Origin of the sequence: Neobacillus sp. D3-1R (assembly GCF_052180215.1) — a bacterium.
Lineage (GTDB): Bacteria > Bacillota > Bacilli > Bacillales > Cytobacillaceae > Pseudoneobacillus.
In genome coordinates this window covers 381,652-406,240 of sequence record NZ_CP197471.1, presented here as the reverse complement: position 1 = coordinate 406,240, position 24,589 = coordinate 381,652, and the positions used below count along the sequence as shown (strand labels likewise).

The following is a 24,589-nucleotide window of genomic DNA, read 5'->3' as shown; positions in this document are numbered from 1 at the left end:
TTAGAATGTTAATGTTACATCAGCATCTTTAGCGAATTCTAAGAACGTTACAGCTCCGCCCACTTCAATACCATCAATAAATGCTTCCTTCTCTAGACCCATTACGTCCATTGTCATTTGGCATCCAATAAATTTCACACCTAAATCTTTTGCCATTTCTACTAATTCCGGAATAGCAGGTACATTTGCATTTGCAAATCCTTCAGCAAAATGTTCTTTACCTTCTGGCATTGGAAGTTGTTGATATGCTTGTTTATGGATTAAGTTTAAACCTTCAAATGTAAAGAAAATGGCTACTTCTTGATCAGTTGCAGCTGCTGCAGTTGCAATATTATAAACTTTATATGCATCAAATAATCCACCATTACTTGCGATAATTGCTACTTTTTTACTCATGTTCATTTCCTCCTCGTTTTAAATACGCTATTTTTTAGATTGTTTTTTTAACCGTTAATTGTTTCCGTTTTTCCTGACCAATCACTCATACCAGGTACAACATTAAATACTTTTGCAAATCCGTTTTCAGCTAACTTTTGTGCAGCAAAATCACTGCGGTTTCCTGTACGGCAAACGACATAGATTTCTGTATCTTTATTTAATTCATTTAGACGATTTTCAATCTCACCCATTGGAATCGAGATCGCATTTGGAATATGATTAAAGGCATACTCTGCTGATTCTCTAACGTCAAGAACTACAATGTTTTCATTTGTTTCAAGCTTCTTCTGCAACTCATCATTTGATGTCACATTTGGATGTTTTCTTTCTGTTTTTTCTTCACCAGAAGATTTTCTTAAATAATGTTTTAAAACAGTATCTTCTTCAATTGTTCCTAAATATTGATGACCTGTGCTTTCAGCCCAAGCTTTAATATCCGCTTTTGAACCTTTATCCGTTGCTTGAACTTCTAATACTTGACCTGGCTCTAAACCAGTAATTGCTTTTTTTGTTTTAACAATTGGCATAGGACAAGCTAAACCTTTTGCATCTAACACTAAATCTGTTTTTATAGATTCCATCTTCATCCTCCTAATTACCTATATGGGTATATTTTTATTTAAAAAAATATAATTTCGAAGTTATTAACATTACCCCTATGGGTATGATGTTAACTGATAATAAAAAAAGTGTCAACCCATTAATTTTATACTTCTAAATAACAACTTTAAAAATATAAAAGGAAACAAGCGACAATACTTATTTAAAAAATATGATGTTTATCAGCTACAAAACTTAGTATATACCCCTCTAGGTATAAAGTCAACTGTAAAAAAGGAAGTTTCAATTGAAACATTCCCATTTAATAGGTTATTTACTTTTATCAATACATTGAATTAATCGTTCTTCTATGTCTTTTGCGAGTTCTTTCAGCTTTTCATCATTTAACATGCTAATTAATGCTGTTGGTTTCGGCATACCGATTTTTGTTTGATTTGTGTCACTGAATACAACGATTTTACATGGCAAAAAGTATCCTGCTAATTCATTTTCACTTAATACTCTTTGTGCCTCAAAAGGATTGCAAACCTCTAAAACCTTGAATTCCTTATTAAACTCTAATCCTTTATCTTGAAGTTTTTCTTTAATATCGAACATCCACAGGATCCCGAATTTTTCTTCCTTTAACTTTTCCTCTAAAGTTGTAATTGCTTCATCCACACTTTTATTCGTAACAACCGTATAGTCAAACATAAAAATTCCCCTTTATATTTTAATGGGTTAACAACCTCTTCAAACCTTCTTTTTCCTCCATGATTTCTGCTGCCGTTCTTATTCCACATTTCCGAATGATGGGTAAAGGTGGGCACCATCCTTGGAAAGCGTGCCTTAGCATAAAGAAACCCGCAATGGCAGAGATTAAAAACCATGCTTTTTTACCAAACAAACCGAGTAGAGCTGTTATCACAACAATTACCGCAAAATTTGTTTCTAGTGTTCTTTCTGTGTCCCATTCATAATCCAATTCCCTCATTCTAGACAAGATTTCAGCATCACTTCTACCTTTATAGGCTTCGATATTTGATTGGATTCTTCTGCGGATCTTTTCGTTTATTTCTGGTTCTGTATGTAAATTCACCTTCATAGTTGTAGGAGAAAATAGTTTACTTAAAAGCATATAAATCAACCTCCTTTTTCTTTTACTATTATTCGCCTAAGTAAGATAGGTTATTTGTTCTTTTATAGTAAATCCGAAATATTATTAAAAATGAAAAGAGGTGAATCCATGAAAAATAACAAAACTACTCCATTTTTACTGACAAGGAGTCTAGTTCCAGAAAACCAAGAATCACCTATTCACTTTTTAAATAAATTTAAAACTCCAATAATGCTATTTCGGTTGTAAGAGTGAAAGTAGAGTAAAGAAAAAAGAAGGTAGTAGGTACACTTGTACCTATTACCTTCTTCTTTTTTATCTTACCGCACAACGGTTTGGTCCAATTTCCATTTCTCTTTGTTTTTCTTTTTCAGGGGTTATTTTTCCCATGTTGGTCTCACGAATTTCTTGATAGGAATTAGGCTGTGGCGGAAGGTTTTCCGTAACTGTTCTTCTAAATTCATCTTCACTTTCAATATTAAGACCATGGTTTTCTTTATAAAGTCTTCCTAGTTTTCGAGATACACTTCCATCTTCATTCATTTCTTGTGAGGTCATAAAGTGGGCAGGTAATACTAATAATTCATCTGTAAGCTCTTTATAACGCTTGTATAAGGTATTTCTTAAATCCCCTACCCAGTCCTCTGCTTTACCGGCTAAGTCAGGTCTTCCGATTGAATCAATAAATAAAATATCGCCAGTCAGTAAATATTGATCATCCACTACGAACGAGGTACTTCCTATTGTATGGCCGGGCGAATAAACAGCTTTAATGGTTGTATCGCCTACCTGGTACTCATCCCCGTCATTAATTTGTTGATACTCAAATGTCACCTCGCCTGCATCCTTTGGCGGAAGATAGTAGGTAGCACCCAATTTTTCAGCTATTTTTCTTCCACCTGAAATATGATCGGCATGTAAATGAGTATCCAAAACATGGGTTAATTGAATTTGATGTTCTCGAATAAATGCTTCGTATGGTTCAAGCATCCGATTTGTATCTATCAATGCACCTTTTCCGTTGGACTCGATTAAATAGGACAGACATCCTTTTCCTATACGAACAAATTGATAAATAGCCCCGCCATTTTTTAAGGTACCAATTTTTATTGGCTCTAAATGTTCGCTCCAACCATTCATACCATCCGCAATCGAGTATACGTTTGTAAATCCTGCCTCAGCTACTTCTCCAGCAATATATTCAGAAGAACCACCTTTAGCACAAACAACATAAATAGCTTGATCCTTTGGGAGTTTATCAACAATGGAGTCAAGACCATCTAATAAATCAAAGTAAGGCTTATTAATGACATGTACATTTTTACCCTCAATCTTCCAATCATCAAAATCATCTGTATTTCTAACATCTAGAATAAAAACTTCTTCATGGTTTAAGATTTTTTGGGTTAGCTCTTTAGCTGTCACGGTTTTTACAGCTGTTTCCTCTGTCATGTATGCCCCTCCTTGTTAGAAAGTAAGTGTTACATCTGCATCTTTTGCAAATGACAAAAACGTTACGGCTCCGCCCACATCGATTCCTTCTACAAAGTGTTCTTTTTCTAAACTCATCACATCCATGGTCATCTGACAAGCAATCATTTTTACTCCCATCTCGGTAGCCATTGCCACTAGTTCTTCTACCGGTGGAACATTTGCTTTTTTAAATCCTTCTTGGAAATGCTCAGCACCTGCAGGCATCGATAAATTTTTATGACCTTCTTTATGGATTAAATTTAATCCTTCAAACGTAAAGAAAATACCTACCTCTGCATCTGTTGCGGCTGCAGCAGTTGCTATATTAAATACCTTATACGCATCGAACATTCCACCATTTGCTGCGATAATTGCTACTCTCATTTTTATTTCCTCCTTATGAATGGCTTTGATTAGTAGGTCCTGTCCAATCTTTCATTCCTGGAACAACATTTTTTACATTGCTAAACCCTTTTTGAGTTAATTGTTGTGCTGCAAAATCACTGCGATTTCCAGAACGACAAATTACATGTATTTCATCACTTTGATTTAATTCCTCAAAGCGCTTTTCTAATTCACCTAACGGGATGTTTATAGCACCAGGAATATGACCAAAGGCATATTCTGCTGGTTCCCTCACATCTAAAACGGTTACTTTTTCATTTCCCTCTATATGTTTTAACAAATCATCTAAATTCGTTACATGAGGGTGTTGTTTCTCTGGTTTTTCCTCTTCTGCACTTGCCTTGCGAAGATAGTGTTTTAATGTACTGCCTTCCTCAATTGTTCCTAAGTATTGATTACCAGTACTCTGAGCCCAAGCTTTTATATCAGCGGTAGACCCTTTATCAGTTGCTTGAATTTCTATCACTTGTCCTGGCTCCAGGTTGGTCATCTCTTTTTTTGTTTTTACAATCGGCATTGGACAAGCTAAGCCTTTAGCATCCAGTACTTTATTCACTGTCACTTCCATATTTTCGCACCTCTCATAAACAGCATTAATACCCTAATAGGTTGTTTCACTTAATGTTTAAATATTTATGGAAAATGAAGCAAGAACAAAAAGCGCAAGTGCCTCGATCAGCCCCGACAAGCAAATGTTCTGTAGTGTAAGAAGTTTGCACTTCAACTTCTACACTACAGGTTATTTGACCTCGAGGGGCTAGGCGCTGGAGCTGGATTACGAAAAACTTCGTCAAAGTTATCCACCAGTGTAAAATTTATAAATTCCTTAACCAAAAAAGGCATCCACCTTAGTGAACGCCTTCGTTTTTATTCTTTTATCCCTTCAAGCCAATCTTTATAACACTCTTGGCATAATGGCTTTTCTAAATGTTCATTTTGATAGATAAACGCTCCATAAAAATTGGTTTCTTCTAATGGAGCATGACAATAAAAGCATTGCTCGTCCATCATCATTCCCCCTGTTAAAAACTTATATGATGCGCTCAGGGGAGGAAAAATAATGTGGATGTTTATGCCATTCATTCCTTCATTTGTTTAGGTTCTTTTCTAAAACTTTGTGGCTTTTATAACTAATAAAGAGTGATTTTACATTAGAATTTGATTAAAATCCTTTTAAAAATCTAGAAAAGAGCTGCTCACTAGTTAAGGAAATCTGTAAAAATCCGGCTTTTGGGATTTTTACGAAAACCACAATCTATACGAAAACAGCCTTTGTTTAAGATCTTTCACAAGCATATTTGTCTTTATCCCTATCCATTTTTGCCTGATAAGCAGGATGATTTGAAGGTACGCCATTTGGATAAACTTTTCTTAATTCTGTGCAGTTTTGAAAAACTTCCTTTTTATCACTTGGCAAGGATGATGCTGGCTCTGATTTCGGTTGGCTATCCTTATTGCTTTCTTTTTGATGGAATATCTTCTTCGAATCAAGGTCTCCTTTGGTAGTTCCGTTTTCTCCATATGACCATAATCCTGTTTTATTTTTTCTAGCTTCTCTTGCAAATTGAATAAAATAATCACTGTATTTGACATCAGGTGGATAAGTAGAAGGCTCAGCATATCCCTTTAATACTAATTCTGCATTAAACATTTTGGTGCGAATTTCATTTTCATCCATCAAATCAGTTGGAACGGATAACCATATAATTCTTAACAGACGGTTATATCGATCGGTTTCGGAAACGTCCATTTGCATCCAAATTCTTTTTCCTTCTAACTTCGATTTCGTATAATGACTTGCTTCTTTTCCATATTCCTCAGTGCGTGTGGTCGACTCCGGTGTATTGACTCCAACAAAGCGAACCTTTCTGCCATCACTTAATTTAACCGTATCACCATCAACCACTCTTTCAACCATAACAGCTTCAAGATTTAGTTTTTTTGCGTCTTCTTCTATTGTTCCAGTTGTATCCTCGTTATTTACTTTCTCTATCGTTTGCCCTGTACAGGATGTAAGGACTGCCATTAGTAAAAATAGGAATATGTATCTTAAATAATTCAAAATAACGCCACCTCAGTTTTTGCTTCTTTGCTTCTTTGCTTCTTTGCTTCTTTGCTTCTTTGCTTCTTTGCTTCTTTGCTTCTATAGAAGTATACAAAAATAAGGAACTAATGAAAACTTGATAAATACCTATATTAAAAAAGAAACCCTGCTTAATGAAAAGCAGAGTAAAAATTTTTAGGGAAGATCCTTTATTTTCTCCTCAATCATGGTTCTAGGTTTAACATCTGGAATTTCTTCTGGGTAACCAACCCCGATTACACCAATTACATCATAATCCTCTGGCACAGAGAGAATAATACGATTTTTAGGAGTAATTCCAATGGATGACCAAAAAGAACCAACCCCTTCTGCCCAGGCAGACAGCATAAAATTCTGTATAAAACAGGCAGTAGCTGCACGATTCTCTTCGCGTTCCACTTCATTTTTCCCATGCTTGGATAGGACAACGAAAACCACCGGTGCATCTCCAAAGTTTGTTTTATGATTTAATTGTGCTCTTGTTTCAGGTCCAATAAAATAAACTTCCCAAGGCTCTGTCATTCGATGATTTGGCGCCATTGTTGCTACTTTTAGCCAAGAGAGGATGTCATTACGATCAATAGAATCTTTTTTAAATTTTTTAATATTACGTCGGGTTTGGATGATATCCATTACATTCATTATTTAACCTCCTTGTTAACCATATTTATGAAAAATTCAAAATAATAGTAACTCTTTCTAATTTAAAAGGTATAAAATAGAAGCAATCCAATTATTAGAGTAGTTAAAGGAGAGTTGTTTTTTGAAAAGCGTAGCCGTTATTTCTGATATACATGGAAACATGACAGCACTCGAAGCTGTTCTGGAAGATATTCGAAATCGCGACATTCAGTTCATTGTTTGTTTAGGCGATTTAGTTGGAAAAGGACCCCATTCAAGTAAAGCAGTTGACCGAATCCGCGAAGTTTGTGATGTTGTTGTTTTAGGGAACTGGGATGAATTTATTCAAAATAGTACCGACAGTGAGTACCTTAGGTGGCACCAAGAACAGCTGGGTTCCGAACGTTTGTCTTATTTAAGGACCCTACCCTTTCACTTTGATTTTTACATGAGCGGTAAATACATTCGTTTATATCATGCTTCTGCTAAAAGTGTTCATCATCGGGTTGTACCAATGGTCCATCCCCAGGAAGAAAAAGAAGCCATGTTTCTTAACACAGAATGGACCACTCCTTTAGAAGATGGAATGCAGCCTGATGTGGTTGGTTTTGGAGATATACACGCCGCATTAATTGAGCCCATTGATGAATATAAAATCTTATTTAATGCCGGAAGCGTCGGTAACCCCTTAGATATCCCTCAAGCTACATATGCAATACTGCATGGATATTATGGTTCTAAAGAAACCGGCCCATTCTCCATTGAAATTGCTCGTGTCCCTTATGATATTGAAAAAGAAATCAATATCGCAAAAGAAATGGGGATGCCCGGTATCGAAGCTTATGCACTGGAATTGCGTAAGGCGATTTACAGAGGTTCAGCCAAAGCGAAGGAATTTTTGGAGAAGGCCTAAAACATTATAAGAAATACTTAAAAAAGAGAGTGGATGAGATGAGAAAATATTTCTTTATCGTCAATCCTAATGCTGGTGGCGGAAGAGGAAAAAAGGTTTGGCACCAAGTAGAAAATGAGCTTCGAGCAAACCAAATTGACTATCAAGTATTTTTTACAGAATATCAAGGGCATGGCCGCCATTTATCTGAGGAAATTTCACTTACTTTTAAAAATGAGGTTAACATGGTCATTGCTATCGGTGGAGACGGAACGATCCATGAAGTGGCAAATGGTTTACGTAAAACTCCCGATATTCCAGTGGGCTTCATCGCTGCAGGATCTGGTAATGATTTTTCAAGAGGTTATCATGTTTCTAAGCAAACGCTTCATGCATTGCACCATATTTTAACCTATCAAAAAGAAGAAGCTAAAAGATATGATGTAGGTCAATTTCATTCAGATAGTTACGAAGGTATTTTTACAAGTTCAATTGGGATTGGTTTCGACGCTTTAATTGCCGATGTGACGAATAAAGCTCGCTATAAACGCTGGCTGAATAAAATCAAATTAGGTTTTGGCGCCTACGTCATTACATTACTTCGATTACTTTTTACATTTAAACCTTTTGATACAAAAATGAGTATTGATGGCAAAGACTTTGATTTTACCAACACATGGCTCATTGCCATCAACAATATTCCTTATTACGGTGGCGGGATGAAAATTAATCCCGCTGCCTCTCCGGAAGATGGAATACTTGATATTTGTGTAGTCAATAATTTGAGTAGATGGAAGTTACTATTGTTATTTTTAACCGTTTTTAATGGCGGGCATATCCGCTTGAAAGAAGTTAAGATTTTAAAAGGGAAAAATATCTCGGTGGATACGTCTAGAACAGTTCCCTTTCATACTGACGGGGAAGTGAATGGGGCTACGCCTGTAACTATAGAAGTTTCTCCAAAGAGCTATTATTTTGTTTCTGAATAGATTGTGTGGGTCTGGATGAAGTACTTTTTACGGTTGCTCTGGATGAGATTTGTTCTTCATCGGGGTTATGAAGTACTTCTTTCACTTCATCTTGATGGGTTTTGTTCTTCATTAGGCTTATGAAATACTTTTTTCAGTTGACCTTGATGTGCTTTGTTCTTCATCAGGCTTATGAAATACTTTTTGCACTTCATCTTGATGGGTTTTGTTTTTCATCGGGCTTATGAAGTACTTTTTACGGTTGGTCTGGATGAGTTTTGTTCTTCATCAGGCTTATGAAGTACTTTTTGCACTTCATCTTGATGAGTTTTGTTCTTCATCAGGCTTATGAAGTACTTTTTGCACTTCATCTGGATGAGTTTTGTTCTTCATCAGGCTTATGAAGTACTTTTCTCGCTTCATCTTGAGGAGTTTTGTTCTTCATCGGGGTTATGAAGAACTTTTCTCGCTTCATCTTGAGGAGTTTTGTTCTTCATCGGGGTTATGTAGTCTTTCTTCACCATAACTAAAAGCCCTCCCCCCAAAAAAAAACAAATAAACCTACTGCGTTTTTACAGTAGGTTAGATTATTAACGTTTATTACTTTTTGGATCCAAAGCATCACGAAGGCCGTCTCCAATAAAGTTAATGCAAAGTACTGTTAAGAGTATGGCTAAGCCTGGTGGTATCCAAGCTGCTGGACTGTTTCGAAGTATCCGCAAACTTTGTGCCTCGGAAATCATATTCCCCCATGTTGGTGTTGGTTGCGGGATACCAAATCCGATAAAGCTTAGAGCTGATTCTACAATAATATACGTAGCCATCATTAATGAGGCGTTTACAACGATCGGGCCAATGGCATTTGGAATAAAATGCTTGAAAATGATACGGAAATCACTAGCACCTATAGCCTTAGCACCTAGGACAAATTCCTGTTCCCGCAAAGATAAATAGGTGCCTCTTATGATCCTTGTTAAATTCGGCCAGGAGGTTAGGGCAATAATAGAGATAAATAACCCTATTGTCACTCTTTCTAATATAGCAACAACCGTTAGTGCGATAACAAGAAAAGGTAAAACTAACATCATATCAGCAGCACGCATAATAATTGCGTCCACTTTTCCACCATAATAACCAGCGATGGAACCTAATGTTACCCCTATTACTAATGTGAAAAGCATGGCACTGAATCCTACCACAAGAGAGATTCTTCCTCCATATAAAAGTCTTGCGTAAATATCTCTACCGGAACTATCCGTACCTAAGATATGTTCATTACTTGGAGGACGCTCAACTAATAATAGATTTGATTTCATTGGGTTCTGGTCTGTTAATAATGGAGCAAAGGTTACCGCTAAAATGATTAAAATTAATACAAATACACCTGCAACTGCCAATTTATTTTTCATAAAACGTCTTACGGCAATTCGAAATGGGGTATTACTTTTATCTATTTTTTTTACTGACGTTACATCTGTATGGGTTCCAATAGTAGTTTCTTGATTAGCTTCCACGTCTCTCACCTCATTCATAGCGGATTCTCGGGTCTACTACACAATAGAATACGTCGGCAAGCAGATTTCCAACAAGTATACAGACACCCAGCATTAGATTGATTGCCATAATAACCGGATAATCGCGACTTGCGATTGAGTTAATAAACAATGTCCCTAATCCAGGATATTGATAAACTCCTTCTGTTATAATCGCTCCACTTAATAAACCGCCTATTTCAAACCCTAAAAGGGTCACAATTGGAATCATCGCGTTACGTAAAGTTTGTTTATACAATACGTTTCGCTCTGTCATTCCCTTTGCTCTAGCCGTTCTTATATAATCGCTTGCCAGCACATCAAGAACCTCTGATCTCATAAAGCGCATATAGGTTGCTGTACCTGCTAAACCAAGCGTTATCCCCGGCAAGATAAGGTGATGTAGCCTATCGATAAATACCCCAAATCCTTGAATATCAGGTGAAGAAACAGTGCCTTGTGCAGGGAACCATCCGAGCTTGATAGAAAAGAAATAAATGGCCACTAAACCGAAAAAGAAGTTTGGAACAGCTAATCCAAAAAATCCAAAGGTTGTTGCCCCATAATCAAACACAGAGTATGGATTACGTGCGGAATAAATACCAATTGGGATTGAGACGATTAGCGTAATAAACAAAGTAAAGATACCTAAGTAAAACGTATTATCAATTTTATCTCCAATTAATTCTGTTACACTTCTTCCCTTATATACATAGGAGTCTCCAAAGTCTCCTTTTACTACATCCATTAACCAATGAAAATATTGAACCGGAATTGGATCATTTAACCCAAGTGCCTCTCTTCGTTGTTCAAAAACTTTCTTATCGATGTTTGGATCAAGCTGCTCTCCCGAAAAAGGATCACCAGGAGCTGCTTGCATGAGGGCAAATACAATCATGGTAAGGGCGATTAGCATCGGGATAAAGATGAGAATTCTTCGTATCAGGTATTTATACAAAATTTCCCCCTCCATTTATAAGAAAAGCGCAAGCGCCTTGATCAGCCCCGACAAGCAAATGTTCTCAACCAAGGAAAAAAGAAACTCATTTTTTCCCATATGAAGTCCGAATTTTGACTTCATATGATTAAGCTTATTTGACCAAGGAAGAAGTGGTTTTTCTTCTTCCCTCGAGGGGCTAGGCGCTGGAGCTAGACAATTTGCATAGTCCAAAACTTATACTTGCTTATCTTTAAAAGAAAAGAGCATACGGCGTCATACCGAACGCTCCTTTCTTTATCTATTTGTTACTCAGTTACATACCATTTTTGTGGATCGTTTATAAATGAGAATGGTAACACTTCTACACCTTGTAAACGTTTGTTATGTGCCCATAAACTGCTCTTTGCATATAGGATTAAGGCAGGAAGGTCATCACCAAACATAACTTGCCATTCACTGTATTTTTGTTTACGATATTCTGGGTCAAATGCTCCTGGCGGGGAATATGCTTCTACTACCAACTTATCTGCTTCTGGATTGTTCCAGCGAGAATAGTTATAAGCCGCTGTAGAGTACCATAATCCACTAGGATCTGGATCTGAAGTATCTAAGCTCCATCCTGCTAAATAAAGATCCCAGTCTTGTGCATTTAATTCAAGATCTTCGTAGTATGCAGCTGTTTCTTTCGGTTGTCTTAGCTCAATGTCAATTCCTACTTGCTCTAGCATTTCCACAATGATTGGTGCAGAACGCTCACGAATTTGGTTACCAGTTGGATAGTTCAGATTTAACACCCACTTATTTCCATCTGCATCTTCACGGAATCCATCGCCATCCACATCTTTGTAACCAGCTTCATCAAGAAGGGATTTAGCTTTTTCAGGATCATATTCGTATTGATTTGGATTTTTATCATCATATGCTTCAAATTGAGTAGCGATTGGAGAGTTTTGTACAATACCGCGGCCATATAGTAAACCATCAATGATTCCTTTACGGTCCACTGCATAGGCAATCGCTTGACGCACTGTTTTGTTAGATAGTTTTTTGTTCTCCGTCCACTTAGATGGGTCTAGAGTTAAATCACCTTTTGCACGGTGGTTGACCATCATACCCATGATTTGATAACCAAAATCCGGCTGCTCAATGATTTGTACATTTGGAAGAGCTGCAACGGTTTCATAGTCTGCAGGTTGGAATCCGTTTGGATCTGCTACGAAATCAATTTCTCCTGTTTCTAATAGTCCTAAAATAACGGCTTGATCAACAATCTTCCAAACAACGCTGTCTAGGTTTGGTTCGCCCTTCCAGTAATCTGGGTTCTTTTCAAGAACATATTGTTCGCCTTCAACCATTTTTGTTAATTTAAATGGACCTGTACCAATTACTTCGCCGGCATTACGAGATGCTCCAGCAGCAGGCATATCTTTAATAGGAATATCTTTGAAAACATGCTCTGGAATAATTGGGAAAGCTGCATCAGGAAGTGCTAGTACGTTCGGTTGTGTAAACTTAAATGTAACCGTATGGTCATCTACCGCCACAACACCTGGAAAATCAGTTGATTTGCCTTCCATAAATTCTTTAGCACCAACTAATCTTTCCACATAATTCGTTCTAACCCCTCCAGCTTCCACATAACCAGGGCTAGCGATTGTCTTGTAAGTAAACACAACGTCATTGGCTGTAAACGGCTCACCATCATGCCATTTAACGTTTTCTTCTAACTTAAAAGTAACTTCTGTTTGATCCTCATTAAATGTCCACTCTTTTGCTAAACTTGGGATAAATTCAAGATTTTTATCTTGGCCAACTAATCCTTCATGAGTAAAGGATAAAATGTTTGCTTCATAAGCATCTGAATAGAAAACTGGGTTGAAAAGGCCTGCAGGAGCTGTATCCATCGCACCAGTAATGGTACCGCCTTTTTGTGGTCCTTCACTTGTTTGTGGATCTTTATTGGTATCCTCTGGTTTGTCAGTAGTATTATCTTTTTTACCACTACATGCCGCTAACATTCCTAGAAGTAACATTAGACATAACGTTAATAACAAGCTTTTTTTCTTCAACTATTTTGCACCCCTTTTTTAATATTAAAAATTTACAACCAAACCTACCCTTCGTTCAGCACCACCTCCCTAAGATCGACGAACAAACGTCATTGTTCGTTGTTATATAAGTGGCACGCGACAAAATGACCCTCCGTTACTTCCTTTAGCTCAGGACGTACAACACTGCAGCGCTCGTGGACTCTTGGGCAACGAGTTCGAAATGCACATCCTGAAGGCGGATTAGATGGGCTTGGTAAATCTCCAGATAATAGAATCTTTTCTCTTCGACTGTGAATATTGGTAGACGGAACTGCTGATAATAAAGCTTCTGTATATGGATGTAGTGGAGTTTCATAGAGGTTCTTTTTAGGTGCAATCTCTGCTAGTCTTCCCAGATACATAACCGCAACACGATCACTAATATGTTTCACAACACTTAGATCGTGGGCAATAAATAAATAGGTTAGATTAAATTCATCCTGAAGGTCTGCCATTAAGTTAAGTACTTGCGCCTGAATGGAAACATCTAGGGCAGAAACGGGTTCATCACAAATCACAAACTTCGGATTAAGAGCTAGAGCACGTGCAATACTAATCCGTTGTCTTTGCCCACCTGAGAATTCATGCGGATATTTAAAACGATCGTCTGGTCTCAAACCGACCTTTTCTAATAGATTAATAGCTTTTTCAACTCGTTCCCTTCTCTTCATCTCGGTTTGAACAATCATAGGTTCTTCGATAAGCTCAAAAACACTCATTTTCGAATTAAGAGAAGCGAATGGATCCTGAAAAACGATTTGCATATCTCTGCGAATCGGTCGGAGCTTCCGATTCCCCATTGTGGTGATATCTTGATTTTCAAAAATAATCTGACCTTCTGTCGGGTTCATTAATCGAAGAATGACACGACCTAAGGTGGATTTTCCTGAACCCGATTCTCCGACAATTCCTAATGTTTCACCCCTTAATACATTAAGGGAGACATCATCAACTGCTTTTACGTGGCCGACGGTATGCTTCAGGATTCCGCCCTTTATAGGAAAGTACTTTTTTATATTTTTGGCTTGTAAAATATAATCCTGGTCGGTCTTTTTTTTCGATTTTAACTCGATCACTGACACTAGAAAAACCTCCTATTCATATAAATAGCAACGTACTTTGTGACCTGTTTCTATTTCTAGTAATTCTGGATGGCTTTCTAGGCATTTCGCCATGGCACTTGGACATCGGTCAGCAAATCGACACCCTTTAGGAAAACTATGTGATGGAGGGACCATCCCTTTAATAGCTCCTAATCTATCAACCTCTTTTTCTAGGCTTGGCAAACTTTCCAGCAACCCGATAGTGTAAGGATGCTTCGGTTTATCAAATAATCTTTCGATATCGGTTTCCTCGACGATTTGACCGCCATACATGACCATGACCCGATCTGCATATTCCGCTACTACACCTAAATCATGGGTAATTAAAAGGACGGCCATATTAAATTTTTTCTTCATATCATCCATTAAATCCAAAATCTGCGCCTGTATCGTTACATCTAGCGCAGTGGTTGGTTCATCTGCAATCAACAGTTTGGGATCACAAGATATGGCAATCGCGATCATGGCTCTTTGGCGCATTCCTCCAGAAAGCTGATGTGGATATTCATCCACCGTCGCTTCAGCTCGAGGAAAACCTACAATTTTAAGAAGTTCAATGGCCTTTGTACGTGCTTCTGCTTTTGAGATTTTTTTATGGCGCATTAATGTTTCAGCGATTTGTGTACCAATCGTATAAACAGGATTTAAAGCCGTCATCGGCTCTTGGAAAATCATTGCAATATCTTTGCCGCGAACCTTTGACATTTGTCTATCCGAATAGTCAACTAGATTTTTACCGCCAAAAATGATCTGGCCATCTTCAATCTTTCCCGGTTTCCCTACCAATTTCATAATGGATAGAGAGGTAATACTCTTACCGCTCCCAGATTCACCTACAAGAGCTACTGTTTCTCCTGGATTAATAGTGAAGTCCACACCATCTACCGCTTTAGCTACTTTTTCTTTGTCAATTTTAAAGTAGGTCCGTAGTCCTTTCACTTCCAATAATGGGGCTTGAGCCAACTTCCTTCACCTCTGCGAAAATTACTTTTTTTAATAATTACTCTGTCAACAGGTTTTTTAGTACAAAATTGTGGGTAAAGGCAAAAATTTATTTCAAAAAGATTACATTCATTTCAATTTTTATTTATTTCTAACTTTTCATTTAAAGATTATGAGATAAAAAGATTTATTAGTCATATAGATTTATTGTAAAACACTGGAAAATGTATTAATGGAAGTTTAACAATATAGAAATAGATTTGGAGGGGGACTTTTTTGGCTTGGAGATTAACGAAAGGGCTAGTCATTATTTTGATGATTTTAGTAGGTTTTATTTTATTACTTCTGCTGCCAAGGGAAATGAAAATTACCCACGTTCACTTTAATGTTTTTACGGCAGATTTCCCCTTTAACATGGAAATTTACAAAGAAAATATTAGTCAATTTATTCAAACAATAAAAACGGAAAGAGGGTTTGGCAAGACCAACACTGGCGTACCTATAGTACAGGAAGTCCAAACTCTTTTAAGCAGAAGTTTGTTGATTATCATTCCAAGCCTTTTGATTAGTATGATATTGGGAACTTTTTTAGGAACTCTTCAATTCTATTTTCGTGAAAAAGTATGGGGGAAACTAATCTCCGTATTTTCATGGCTCTTTTCTTCTATACCAGATTTCTTCCTTTTTATCGCTTTTCAATATCTGCTCATTAAATTAATGAATGCTGGTCTTACTCGCTTTAGTCTTTATGGACAAGACCATTGGTATAGTTTTATTATCCCGTTAATTGCCATAACCCTATTTCCGCTTGTTCATATGGCAAAATTTATTTCTATGAGTTTAGAAAAAGAAATGAGTCAGGAATATGTAAGAACCTCCTATGCGAAAGGGTTAGTTAGTATACAGGTCTTAGCCCGCATGCTAAAAAACTGTCTAAGCGGACTGTTAAATCAGACTCAAGTCGTTATGGTCTATATTTTGACGGGCTTACCCATCATCGAAAAATTATCCAGCTATCGGGGAGCGGGGTATCAATTGCTACAAAGTATCCTCGGGAATGAAGATAGGAGAGCACTAGCTCACATGATTCCATTTTTAATCATCATGCTTGTTGTTCTTCTGCTAGCCGAATCCATTAAGCGCTGGCTATTACCTCATCAGATTGGGGGAGAATCAAAGTGAACCTCATTACTTTCTTGAAAAAATACTCCCTTTTTCTGTTAGGAAGTTTTATGTTACTCCTGCTTCTTGGAATTACTTTTTTAGGGGAATACCTACCTTTTGTGGATAGGGAATTAAATGAAACGAAATATATTTGGAATGAGAAACATATCCCCATTGCTCCACCTTACGCTCCATCAGAGGACTTTATTTTAGGAAGCGATAGATTGGGGAGAGATCTGTTAAGTTTATTGATCATAGGGGCTAAAGAAACTTTGCTCTTTGTCGTTCTTATTACCATCATTCGTTATACAATGGCTGTCCCACTTGCTTATTTGGCTTACAAGCGGATTGCGGGAGCACAAAGCATCATTAATTGGTTAAATGGAGCTTTATCATATGTTCCTACTATTATCATTATTGTATTATTTGCAACACTTCCGCCCATTCTCACTATTGATGAGAGGCCGCTATATATGATGCTTTTACTAGCTTCAGTGGAAATAGGGCGAGTAGCTAAGATGGTGAAACATGAGATCGAGGATTTAACAACAAAGGATTTTATTTTAGGAGGAATATCTGTTGGCGCCTCTTCTTTCCGCTTAATCAGAAAATACTATCTGCCTTTTCTTTACGATAAAATTCTGATCAATATGGTCACGGACCTTGGAAAAGTGATGTTTCTTGTTGGTCAATTAGGCTTCATCGGTATCTTTCTTTCCCAAGAGCTCGTACAAGTTGACCCAGGCAAGTTTGAAATTTTGAATCGTTCGATTACCTGGCCAACCTTTTTTATGGATTCCTTCCGAGATATAAGAGCCTCCATCTGGATTCCTTTTTATCCAGCATTGGCCATCACTTATACCATCCTTACTTTCAATGTATTGGCACAAGGACTGCAAAATTTGTTTAAGAAAAATACGAATTTTTTTTAGAGCTTTTTGCAAAAAAACAGCCGAGAGAATTACCTCTTGGCTGTTTTTAATTTTATATAGATGTTACCTTTTCATTTAGCTCTCTAAATACTTGAGTTAATTCTTCTTTTGAAATTTTCTCGTATTGATCGCCGATGCTTACTTCACAATAACAGGAATTCTCGCTTGTCTCTCTAAGATGGCCTGTTAAACCAATCCCTTTTTCCTGATATAGCCCTACTAAAATCGGCTCTAGTTTTTCTTTTGAAATATCAAAATGAACATGGAACATATTTGAAACAGGTTCCAAAGGCAAAGTAACTATATGGCTGCATTGATTGTATAATGTCGCAAGCTCTTTCGCTTGCTCATAAAACTGTTCCATCTTATGAATTCTTTTGTCAAAATAATAATCAGCACTAATAATATAAGGAAAGAGGCTAATCAAATCTCCGCCATGCCGTCTTTTCCAAACCTTTGATTTTTCCGTAAAATCTTTTTCCCCTGCAAGAATAGCTCCAGCAATTCCGCCAATCCCTTTATAAAAAGAAACATAAACACTATCAAAAAGGGAACACACTTCCGCTGCTGTTTTTTTATAAAACGGAAGGATTTCATAAAGTCTAGCGCCATCCAAATGAAGCTTGATTCCTTTATCCCGACAATAATCAGAAATTCTTTCTAAAGTCTTATAATCTGGCAATTGTCCCCCGATTTCACGCTGTGGCAACTCCAACAATAAACAAGCAATATCTTCATTCAGACCCATTACATCCTCTAATTCAATAAGACGATTTTTATCTGCAAGTAAAATAGGATCTATATGATGTAACTCTTTTAAGCCATCTTCTTCGTGAATTTCTAAATGACTTAATGGATGGTAAGCCACTTTTTTAATCCCTTTTTCATCGCACCAGATTCTTAATGCAATTTGCTGAGCCATCGTTCCACTAGGAAAAAACACGGCACTCTCTTTTCCTAAATAGTCAGCCATTTTATTTTGAAATTCTTCTATCACTTTACCATTGCCATACATATCGCTCGGTTCGTCTCCAGCTACATTTTCAAATGCAGCCTTTAATACCTGAATGTCTCTATTCCCATGACCACCAGTTTGATATTTCGTTTGTTTAAATGCTTCTGTTAAGGAAATATTTTCGCTCAATTTCATAACTTCCTTTCTGGTAATTGGCATAAATGTGCCCGCTTTCCAAATCCTTTAATTATTTCTCCATTTTCCTTCTTAATTCCTGTACTACCTTAGACCATAAATTAAAAATCTTTCATTTTGATTTTGCTCATACAATCCAGGCAGCGGAATTTCCATTTTCAATTCAAATGAGGTGCTATTTTCTAAATAGTAAATATAATCCTGTGATGGATAATATAAAATAAGTTCAGTATCCCTTGGATTACTCTCAGCTGAATCGAGGATATTGTTGACCACTTTAATAAAAATTTGAATGGTAAACGGATTAAAAAAATAAAATCGGTTATCTTGAGTATCTATTTGGTATTCCTCTGCTAAGCAGCAATAAAACTGAATCTTTTCATCTTGGATTCTATGTTTCTTTTCAAAGCTGCTTTTATTTTTCATAGCCTCTTGATAAAATTCCTCATTCATTTCTATCCCTTTAACAGCTGCACCACTGACATGATGGATATAGAAGTTTAACCTCCCTTTGCCACACCCAAAATCGACCACTTGATCGCTGCTTTTTATATGATAATGAGCACATAACGTTTCTAATGCGCTATATGGAGTTGGTTCATATCGATGGTAATGAACGGATTTCAGGAAGCCCTTCTGCTCCCCGATTGTTTTTATGTTAAGTAAAGCATCATAGTACTTTTCTTTCATAGGTATTCTCCTGTATGTAATTTATTCACTATTGACAAGCGTACACATAGTAAAAAATAGTTCGTAATTGCTATACTTTAAAGTAACATATATGGACATGAAAACTTAAGGCGGCGAGTAAAAATGATTAAAATTATTACAGATAGCTCTGTTGATTTACCGAAAGAAATACTAGAAAAATATAATATTACTCTTATTCCTTTGAAAATCAACATGAATAATCAAGATTATTTAGAAGGCGTCGATTTAACACCGGAGGAATTCTTTACGATGATGTTCTCATCTGATGAGCTACCAAAGACTTCCCAGCCTGCCCCCGCCTCCTTTGCAAAGGCATTTTCACAATATAAAAATGAATATGAGGAGATCCTATGTCTGACGATTTCTTCAGGACTAAGTGGAACGTATCAATCTGCCTGCATTGGCAAGGACCTCTCCGATGCAAAGGTTACCGTTTTTGATACACTAGCTGGTTCGCAAGCTCACGGTATTCTTGCGATTCGTGCAGCTGAGCTTGCCCATAAAGGTCATACAATGGAGGAAATTGTATCAAATCTTACGGAGTATAGAGGTAAGATGAATATATTAGTCCTGTTAGACACATTAGAAAATATCGTTAAGGGTGGCCGACTTAGTAGATTTCAAGGATCTATCGCTAAGATACTTAATATTAAAGTCATCTTAGAAGCTGATAACGGCAAAGTAGAAATACGTGAAAAAATACGTGGAAAGAAAAAATTCCATAAGAGAGTATTAGAAATTATCGAAGAACGTGGATCTGATTTTTCAAATATAAGTTTCGGGATCACTTATACTGGAAATACCGAGGAAGCAGAAGCTTTAAAACAAGAAATTATCGAACAATTTCATCCCAAAGAGGTGCTCATTCATTATATGGAGCAACCATGGGTACTTATGCTGGAAGAGATGGAATGATTGTTTCGTTTTTATAAATAACATTAAAAGGACAGTTGAAACAACCTCAACTGTCCTTTTGTCGATTCATTCACATTGATTTCCCGATTAGCTTTCACTTAAAAATGCAATGAATGTAAATAGCCTTTTATATTGTAAATTTCTCTACTTCTTCCTTCATTTCTCGTGAGAAATTATCCAATTCCTCCGCTAAATGATTTAGTTGTTCCATTGCGGCTGTAGTTTGTTCACTGGAAGCTGAAACCTGTTCTGTCCCAGCAGCGGTTTCTTGACTAATAGAAATAATTTGTGTTGCATTTCCCATTAGTATATCTTTGTCTTTAACCATTTCTTTCATAGAGTAAACAATTTCTTGTATCTTTGTATTACTTTTTTCTATTAAAAATTGGATTGCACCAAAAGCTTTTTCAGTTTCAATAACAACTGGGTTTGCCTCTTCATTCATAACCTTATTAGTTTGATTTATATAACCTACAGTTTGCTTTGTATCTGCTTGCATTGTTCCAATGATTTCCCCTATCTGCTTCAAGGCTAATTCTGATTGCTCTGCAAGTTTTTTCACTTCATCTGCAACAACTGCAAACCCTTTCCCATGTTCACCAGCCCGCGCTGCTTCAATGGCTGCATTTAGAGCTAGTAAGTTTGTTTGGTTGGCTATTTCTGTAATCGTTTTTACAATCTCATTGATATTATTTGAACTTTTATTAAGTGATGTTACAGCATTAACAATTTCATTCATCATCTTATTTGTTTTAGAAAAACTTTGCTGAAGTAACACAACTTTTTCCATGCCTGCCTCAGAATTCTGATACATCACATTTGCTTCTACCTGTAATTCTGATGATTGAGTTTCTACCATTTTAATTTTTTCAGCTAAGTTATTAGTGGCAATCGAATTTCCTTCTAATAATTCAGCCTGAGTCATTGCACCCGAAGCAATCTGCTCCATCGTTCTTGATACTTCATTTGAGGCAGCTGTATTTTCCTCAGCACTTGCCACTAACGTTTGTGACGCGTCTGAAACCTGGAAGGAAATAAAGGAAATCTTTTTCATCATTTCCCGAAATTGCTCTAACATTAATTTAAATGTATTGGCTAATTGACCGATTTCATCCGAACCCGACTGCGGGATGGTTACAGCTAAATTCCCCCTTCCTGCTTCTTCGACCGCATTGGCAACTCCACTTAAGCGCTTTTTTAAATTGTTTGTAAAAAAATAGATTATAATTGCTGAAAAAACTGCGACCACAACTAATACTATAACAAGTTTTATTATGAAGGAGTTTGTCATATCTTTTACGTGAGACATAGGGTATGCAACAAGCCACATCCCTATTACCTCACCCTTAGCATTTTTAATAGGTCTATATTCTGCTAGATGAATGACTCCTAAAATATTAGCTTCACCTTTATAATTTTCTCCTTTATCAAGAACTACTTTGCTTATCTTAGGGTCAGCCTTAGTATTTATTTGTCTTTCTCCATCTGTATCCATAATCGTAGTAGATACCCGAACATCTCCCTGGAAGATAGTCACTTCACTTCCTGTCATTTTTTTTATAGCATCCACTACCTTATAAACACCATTTACTTTTGCGTCACCTTTATACAATTCATTATTTTTTATCGACCAATCTCCTGAGCGGGCTGCTTCAACAAAAGAATAACTTAAATTATTATCCGAAACGACTTTATCTCTAACCTGTTTTTCAATTCCATTCTTTATTTCTATTGAAGCAGTAATGCCAACTGCTATTGAAAAAATAAGTAATACTACTAAAAATAGGACATTAATCTTCGTCCCAATTCTCATCCTCTTAAACATTTAAATCCCCCGAAATTCATATTTTTTATTTTTAAAAAAGGTCTTCAATATTTAACAAAAGAAGTTTTTCCTGGGGTAATATGGAAGACATAACAATAAATTATCATTTGTAGGTTTTTAGGACTATGATGCACATCACTTAGAATTTGACCTCTGCAAAAAATCAAATTACTTTCTTAATCAAACTTTAACAAAACACACACATAATAAAATCAAAAGGAGTGTGTGATATGAATGATATTGGAGTCTTTTTTGCATTAATAGGTGGGTTACTTTCTTTCTTCTCTCCATGCGTTTTCCCATTACTGCCAGCCTATATAACCCATCTTACAGGCGGCAAAATTGAAAACTCTAAGATTCAAGTGAATAAACGAATCCTCTATGTACGATCCATTGGATTTATTATTGGGTTTAGTGTTATTTTTATTGCATTAGGAGCTTCTGCCAGTTTTATCGGAAAAATATTAATGAATTACCGAGTCATTATTATGCAGATTGCTGGGTTACTCATTATTATTTTTGGGTTACAAATGGCCGGGCTATTGAAATTTAAATTTTTAATGATGGAAAAAAAGATTGAATCTGATGTGAAATCAAAGGGTTGGTTCAGTTCCATCTTGCTTGGAATGGCTTTCGCGAGCGGATGGTCTCCTTGCGTCGGTCTTGCCCTTTCCTCGATACTATTACTAGCAAGTTCATCGGACACATTATCTCAAGGGATCATTTTATTAGGTGCTTATTCTCTAGGAATGGCTATACCGTTTTTCATTATTTCCATAGTTGTTTCTTATTCGTTAAAAACCATTAAGAAAATCAACAAATATTTATCAAAGCTAGCATTTGTGAATGGGATGATTATGGTTTTCCTTGGCTTTCTTGTATTAAGCGGACAAATGCAAAAAATCAGTGCTTGGCTATCACCATTTAGTTTATTTGATATATAAAAAGGTGGAGAAATCTTGAATCAAAAAAGCTTGATTGGCAAATCTGTGTTAGTTGTAGAAGATGATCCAAAAATCCGTAACCTGGTGAAAATCTATCTCCAAAAGGATGGGTATGAGGTGATTGAAGCGGTAAATGGATTAGAGGCAAAGCAAAAAATCGAGGAGTATGACCCCTGTATTTTAATCCTTGACCTCATGCTACCTGGTATTAGCGGTGAGGAGGTATGTACATGGGTTAGAGAGGATTTAAAAAGCTTGATGCCGATTATCATGCTTACGGCAAAGGTTTCAGAAAGGGATCGAATTAATGGGTTTCATTTAGGGGCAGATGATTATGTGGTCAAGCCCTTCAGCCCAGCTGAATTAATGGTTAGAATTGAAGCGGTTTTAAGAAGAACGGCTAGTCGCTGCGGGAAGTTAACCTTTACTGGATTTACTATTAAACCAGCAAAAGGAGAAGTTTGGATAAATGGAGAGCAACTTGAATTAACTCATTTTGAATTTAAACTTCTCCATACCTTTATGCAGCATCCCGACCAAGTTTTATCAAGAGACCAAATTCTAAATATGATTTATGAAAACAATGAAAAAGTCGTATCCGATCGAACGATTGATGTTCATATCAAGCATTTACGGGAAAAAATAAAAGAAAAAACACCTAAGGATTATATTCAGACCGTTAGAGGAATGGGGTATAAGTTTGTGGCTCTTTAGAAAATTGTCCAACCTTCTTTCAAAGCTTGTCGTTCTAAATAGCCTTGTCATTTTACTTGTCATTCTTCTTGCTGGAGCTTCAATCAAAGATTACGCCTGTTACTTAGTTAATTCTGAAAAAGTAACAGGATCCAATTTAGTTCATTATTTAGATGGATTTCTTTTGAAGGTTAGTATTATCGCATTTATTATCGTTGGCTTGTTTCACTATTTTACAGTTAAAAAACTTATCCAACCTATTAAACATTTATCGATGGCCACTAAAGATATTGAGGAAGGCAACATACCACCGAAAGTTGAAATTAAAACCACGGGAGAAATAAAGGATTTAATTCAAAATTTCAATTCCATGTCCGAGACGCTTCATTCTATTCAAGAGCAACGAGAAGAAATGCTTCGGGATATTGCTCATGAGCTACGGACACCCTTAACGAATATAAACGGTTATTTAGAAGCTTTACAAAATGAGGTTATAGAAGGAAATCCTGAATTATTCGGTTCACTGTTAGAAGAATCACGAAGAATCACAAGAATTGTTGAACTTATAACAGAATTAAATTCTTGGAATAACGGAAATTACTTTTTCGACAAGCAGTTCGAGCCAATTGCTATTAACAAAATATTAACGGATTCCTTAACCTCCTTTCAATTAAAGCTTAATCCTACATTCACAACCATAAAAATGGACATCGAACCTAAAAGAATCATAGGAAATAAAGACGGGCTTATGCAGGTTTTTACAAATATTCTTCAAAATATACTCGATTACAACACAGGTCTTTCCTTATCCGTCCAAGGAATAACAAAACAGGATCATTACATGATTTCCTTCACTCATTTTGGGCAATTTATTGACCCTCTCAAAAAGGAAATGATATTTGAACGTTTCTATCGGGTTGAAGAATCGCGAAGTACGAAATCAGAAGGTGCAGGTCTTGGTCTAGCCATCGCCAAAAGTATTATTACTGCTCACAAGGGAAAAATTAGGATTGAAACGGATGGTACTAAGCATTCCTTTTGGATTGAGCTACCTTTGCTTGTGGAAAATCATGAGTAACTCTCATGGGAACTAGCTTTAAACATCGTTATT

The 24,589-nt window shown here is 36.5% G+C and carries 26 protein-coding genes; 8 read left to right on the top strand and 18 right to left on the bottom strand.

Features of this window, described 5'->3' with window-relative positions; genetic code table 11:
* From ACSBPO_RS01970 to ACSBPO_RS01925, 10 genes are all read right to left on the bottom strand, one after another.
* Positions 1-396 carry a DsrE/DsrF/DrsH-like family protein gene (locus ACSBPO_RS01970; RefSeq protein WP_442598260.1) on the bottom strand — a complete coding sequence of 132 codons (396 nt, stop codon included), beginning with the start codon at positions 394-396 and terminating at the stop codon, positions 1-3.
* Between the two features lie 47 nt (positions 397-443).
* Positions 444-1,019 (bottom strand): sulfurtransferase TusA family protein, encoded by a 576-nt coding sequence (locus ACSBPO_RS01965; RefSeq protein WP_442598258.1) that lies wholly within the window; start codon positions 1,017-1,019, stop codon positions 444-446.
* A gap of 289 nt (positions 1,020-1,308) precedes the next feature.
* Positions 1,309-1,692: a DUF302 domain-containing protein gene (locus ACSBPO_RS01960; RefSeq protein ID WP_442598256.1), complete on the bottom strand. Its 384-nt coding sequence runs from the start codon at positions 1,690-1,692 to the stop codon at positions 1,309-1,311.
* Between the two features lie 19 nt (positions 1,693-1,711).
* Positions 1,712-2,116, bottom strand: a complete 405-nt coding sequence (locus tag ACSBPO_RS01955) for a DUF2892 domain-containing protein (RefSeq protein ID WP_442598254.1) — start codon at positions 2,114-2,116, stop codon at positions 1,712-1,714.
* Between the two features lie 294 nt (positions 2,117-2,410).
* Positions 2,411-3,547, bottom strand: a complete 1,137-nt coding sequence (locus ACSBPO_RS01950) for an MBL fold metallo-hydrolase (RefSeq protein WP_442598251.1) — start codon at positions 3,545-3,547, stop codon at positions 2,411-2,413.
* Between the two features lie 15 nt (positions 3,548-3,562).
* Positions 3,563-3,952 carry a DsrE/DsrF/DrsH-like family protein gene (locus tag ACSBPO_RS01945; RefSeq protein WP_442598249.1) on the bottom strand — a complete coding sequence of 130 codons (390 nt, stop codon included), beginning with the start codon at positions 3,950-3,952 and terminating at the stop codon, positions 3,563-3,565.
* Between the two features lie 13 nt (positions 3,953-3,965).
* On the bottom strand, positions 3,966-4,541 hold the full coding sequence (locus ACSBPO_RS01940; protein ID WP_442598247.1) for a sulfurtransferase TusA family protein: 576 nt from the start codon (positions 4,539-4,541) through the stop codon (positions 3,966-3,968).
* Positions 4,542-4,840: 299 nt separating this feature from the next.
* A complete protein-coding gene (locus tag ACSBPO_RS01935; protein WP_442598245.1) occupies positions 4,841-4,981 on the bottom strand; it encodes a hypothetical protein in 141 nt (46 codons plus the stop codon).
* Positions 4,982-5,249: 268 nt separating this feature from the next.
* Complete coding sequence (locus ACSBPO_RS01930; RefSeq protein WP_442600289.1) at positions 5,250-5,966, bottom strand: thermonuclease family protein; 717 nt, start codon at positions 5,964-5,966, stop codon at positions 5,250-5,252.
* A 246-nt stretch (positions 5,967-6,212) separates the two neighbouring features.
* Positions 6,213-6,698, bottom strand: a complete 486-nt coding sequence (locus tag ACSBPO_RS01925; RefSeq protein WP_442598243.1) for a nitroreductase family protein — start codon at positions 6,696-6,698, stop codon at positions 6,213-6,215.
* A 121-nt stretch (positions 6,699-6,819) separates the two neighbouring features.
* On the opposite strand from ACSBPO_RS01925, the gene ACSBPO_RS01920 reads away from it, so the two are divergent.
* Together ACSBPO_RS01920 and ACSBPO_RS01915 are read left to right on the top strand one after the other, a co-directional pair.
* Entirely contained in the window at positions 6,820-7,590 is a 771-nt protein-coding gene (locus tag ACSBPO_RS01920; protein ID WP_442598241.1) for a metallophosphoesterase family protein, read from the top strand.
* 38 nt (positions 7,591-7,628) lie between these two features.
* Entirely contained in the window at positions 7,629-8,558 is a 930-nt protein-coding gene (locus ACSBPO_RS01915) for a diacylglycerol/lipid kinase family protein (RefSeq protein ID WP_442598239.1), read from the top strand.
* Positions 8,559-9,127: 569 nt separating this feature from the next.
* Here the strand turns inward: ACSBPO_RS01915 and opp4C are convergent.
* From opp4C to ACSBPO_RS01890, 5 genes are all read right to left on the bottom strand, one after another.
* Positions 9,128-9,946: an oligopeptide ABC transporter permease gene (gene opp4C, locus ACSBPO_RS01910; RefSeq protein WP_442600288.1), complete on the bottom strand. Its 819-nt coding sequence runs from the start codon at positions 9,944-9,946 to the stop codon at positions 9,128-9,130.
* 115 nt (positions 9,947-10,061) lie between these two features.
* On the bottom strand, positions 10,062-11,027 hold the full coding sequence (locus ACSBPO_RS01905) for an ABC transporter permease (protein WP_442598237.1): 966 nt from the start codon (positions 11,025-11,027) through the stop codon (positions 10,062-10,064).
* A 287-nt stretch (positions 11,028-11,314) separates the two neighbouring features.
* Positions 11,315-13,078 carry a peptide-binding protein gene (locus tag ACSBPO_RS01900; protein ID WP_442598235.1) on the bottom strand — a complete coding sequence of 588 codons (1,764 nt, stop codon included), beginning with the start codon at positions 13,076-13,078 and terminating at the stop codon, positions 11,315-11,317.
* A gap of 89 nt (positions 13,079-13,167) precedes the next feature.
* Positions 13,168-14,181 carry an ABC transporter ATP-binding protein gene (locus ACSBPO_RS01895; protein WP_442598233.1) on the bottom strand — a complete coding sequence of 338 codons (1,014 nt, stop codon included), beginning with the start codon at positions 14,179-14,181 and terminating at the stop codon, positions 13,168-13,170.
* A gap of 12 nt (positions 14,182-14,193) precedes the next feature.
* Positions 14,194-15,165 (bottom strand): ABC transporter ATP-binding protein, encoded by a 972-nt coding sequence (locus ACSBPO_RS01890; protein ID WP_442598231.1) that lies wholly within the window; start codon positions 15,163-15,165, stop codon positions 14,194-14,196.
* A 255-nt stretch (positions 15,166-15,420) separates the two neighbouring features.
* Here ACSBPO_RS01890 and ACSBPO_RS01885 point away from each other — a divergent pair, with 255 nt between their 5' ends.
* Both ACSBPO_RS01885 and ACSBPO_RS01880 read left to right on the top strand, forming a co-directional pair.
* On the top strand, positions 15,421-16,326 hold the full coding sequence (locus ACSBPO_RS01885; protein WP_442598229.1) for an ABC transporter permease subunit: 906 nt from the start codon (positions 15,421-15,423) through the stop codon (positions 16,324-16,326).
* A 50-nt stretch (positions 16,327-16,376) separates the two neighbouring features.
* The gene (locus ACSBPO_RS01880; protein WP_442598228.1) at positions 16,377-17,240 is read left to right on the top strand and encodes a peptide ABC transporter permease; all 864 of its coding nucleotides are present in this window, start codon (positions 16,377-16,379) and stop codon (positions 17,238-17,240) included.
* A gap of 52 nt (positions 17,241-17,292) precedes the next feature.
* Here ACSBPO_RS01880 and ACSBPO_RS01875 read toward each other — a convergent pair whose 3' ends face one another.
* Both ACSBPO_RS01875 and ACSBPO_RS01870 read right to left on the bottom strand, forming a co-directional pair.
* Positions 17,293-18,384 (bottom strand): threonine aldolase family protein, encoded by a 1,092-nt coding sequence (locus tag ACSBPO_RS01875; protein WP_442598226.1) that lies wholly within the window; start codon positions 18,382-18,384, stop codon positions 17,293-17,295.
* 90 nt (positions 18,385-18,474) lie between these two features.
* Positions 18,475-19,080 (bottom strand): methyltransferase, encoded by a 606-nt coding sequence (locus ACSBPO_RS01870; protein ID WP_442598224.1) that lies wholly within the window; start codon positions 19,078-19,080, stop codon positions 18,475-18,477.
* Between the two features lie 123 nt (positions 19,081-19,203).
* Between ACSBPO_RS01870 and ACSBPO_RS01865 the strand changes: the two genes are divergently transcribed.
* Positions 19,204-20,016, top strand: coding sequence for a DegV family protein (locus ACSBPO_RS01865; RefSeq protein WP_442598222.1), 813 nt, complete (start codon positions 19,204-19,206; stop codon positions 20,014-20,016).
* 127 nt (positions 20,017-20,143) lie between these two features.
* Here ACSBPO_RS01865 and ACSBPO_RS01860 read toward each other — a convergent pair whose 3' ends face one another.
* Positions 20,144-21,841, bottom strand: coding sequence for a methyl-accepting chemotaxis protein (locus ACSBPO_RS01860; protein ID WP_442598220.1), 1,698 nt, complete (start codon positions 21,839-21,841; stop codon positions 20,144-20,146).
* A 230-nt stretch (positions 21,842-22,071) separates the two neighbouring features.
* On the opposite strand from ACSBPO_RS01860, the gene ACSBPO_RS01855 reads away from it, so the two are divergent.
* Genes ACSBPO_RS01855 through ACSBPO_RS01845 form a run of 3 tightly spaced genes read left to right on the top strand, consistent with a single transcriptional unit; the run spans position 22,072 to position 24,556 of the window.
* A complete protein-coding gene (locus ACSBPO_RS01855) occupies positions 22,072-22,785 on the top strand; it encodes a cytochrome c biogenesis CcdA family protein (protein WP_442598218.1) in 714 nt (237 codons plus the stop codon).
* Between the two features lie 15 nt (positions 22,786-22,800).
* On the top strand, positions 22,801-23,499 hold the full coding sequence (locus tag ACSBPO_RS01850) for a response regulator transcription factor (RefSeq protein WP_442598216.1): 699 nt from the start codon (positions 22,801-22,803) through the stop codon (positions 23,497-23,499).
* Complete coding sequence (locus ACSBPO_RS01845) at positions 23,486-24,556, top strand: sensor histidine kinase (protein ID WP_442598214.1); 1,071 nt, start codon at positions 23,486-23,488, stop codon at positions 24,554-24,556. Before ACSBPO_RS01850 ends, ACSBPO_RS01845 begins: the two co-directional genes overlap by 14 nt.
* Positions 24,557-24,589: the final 33 nt, after the last annotated feature.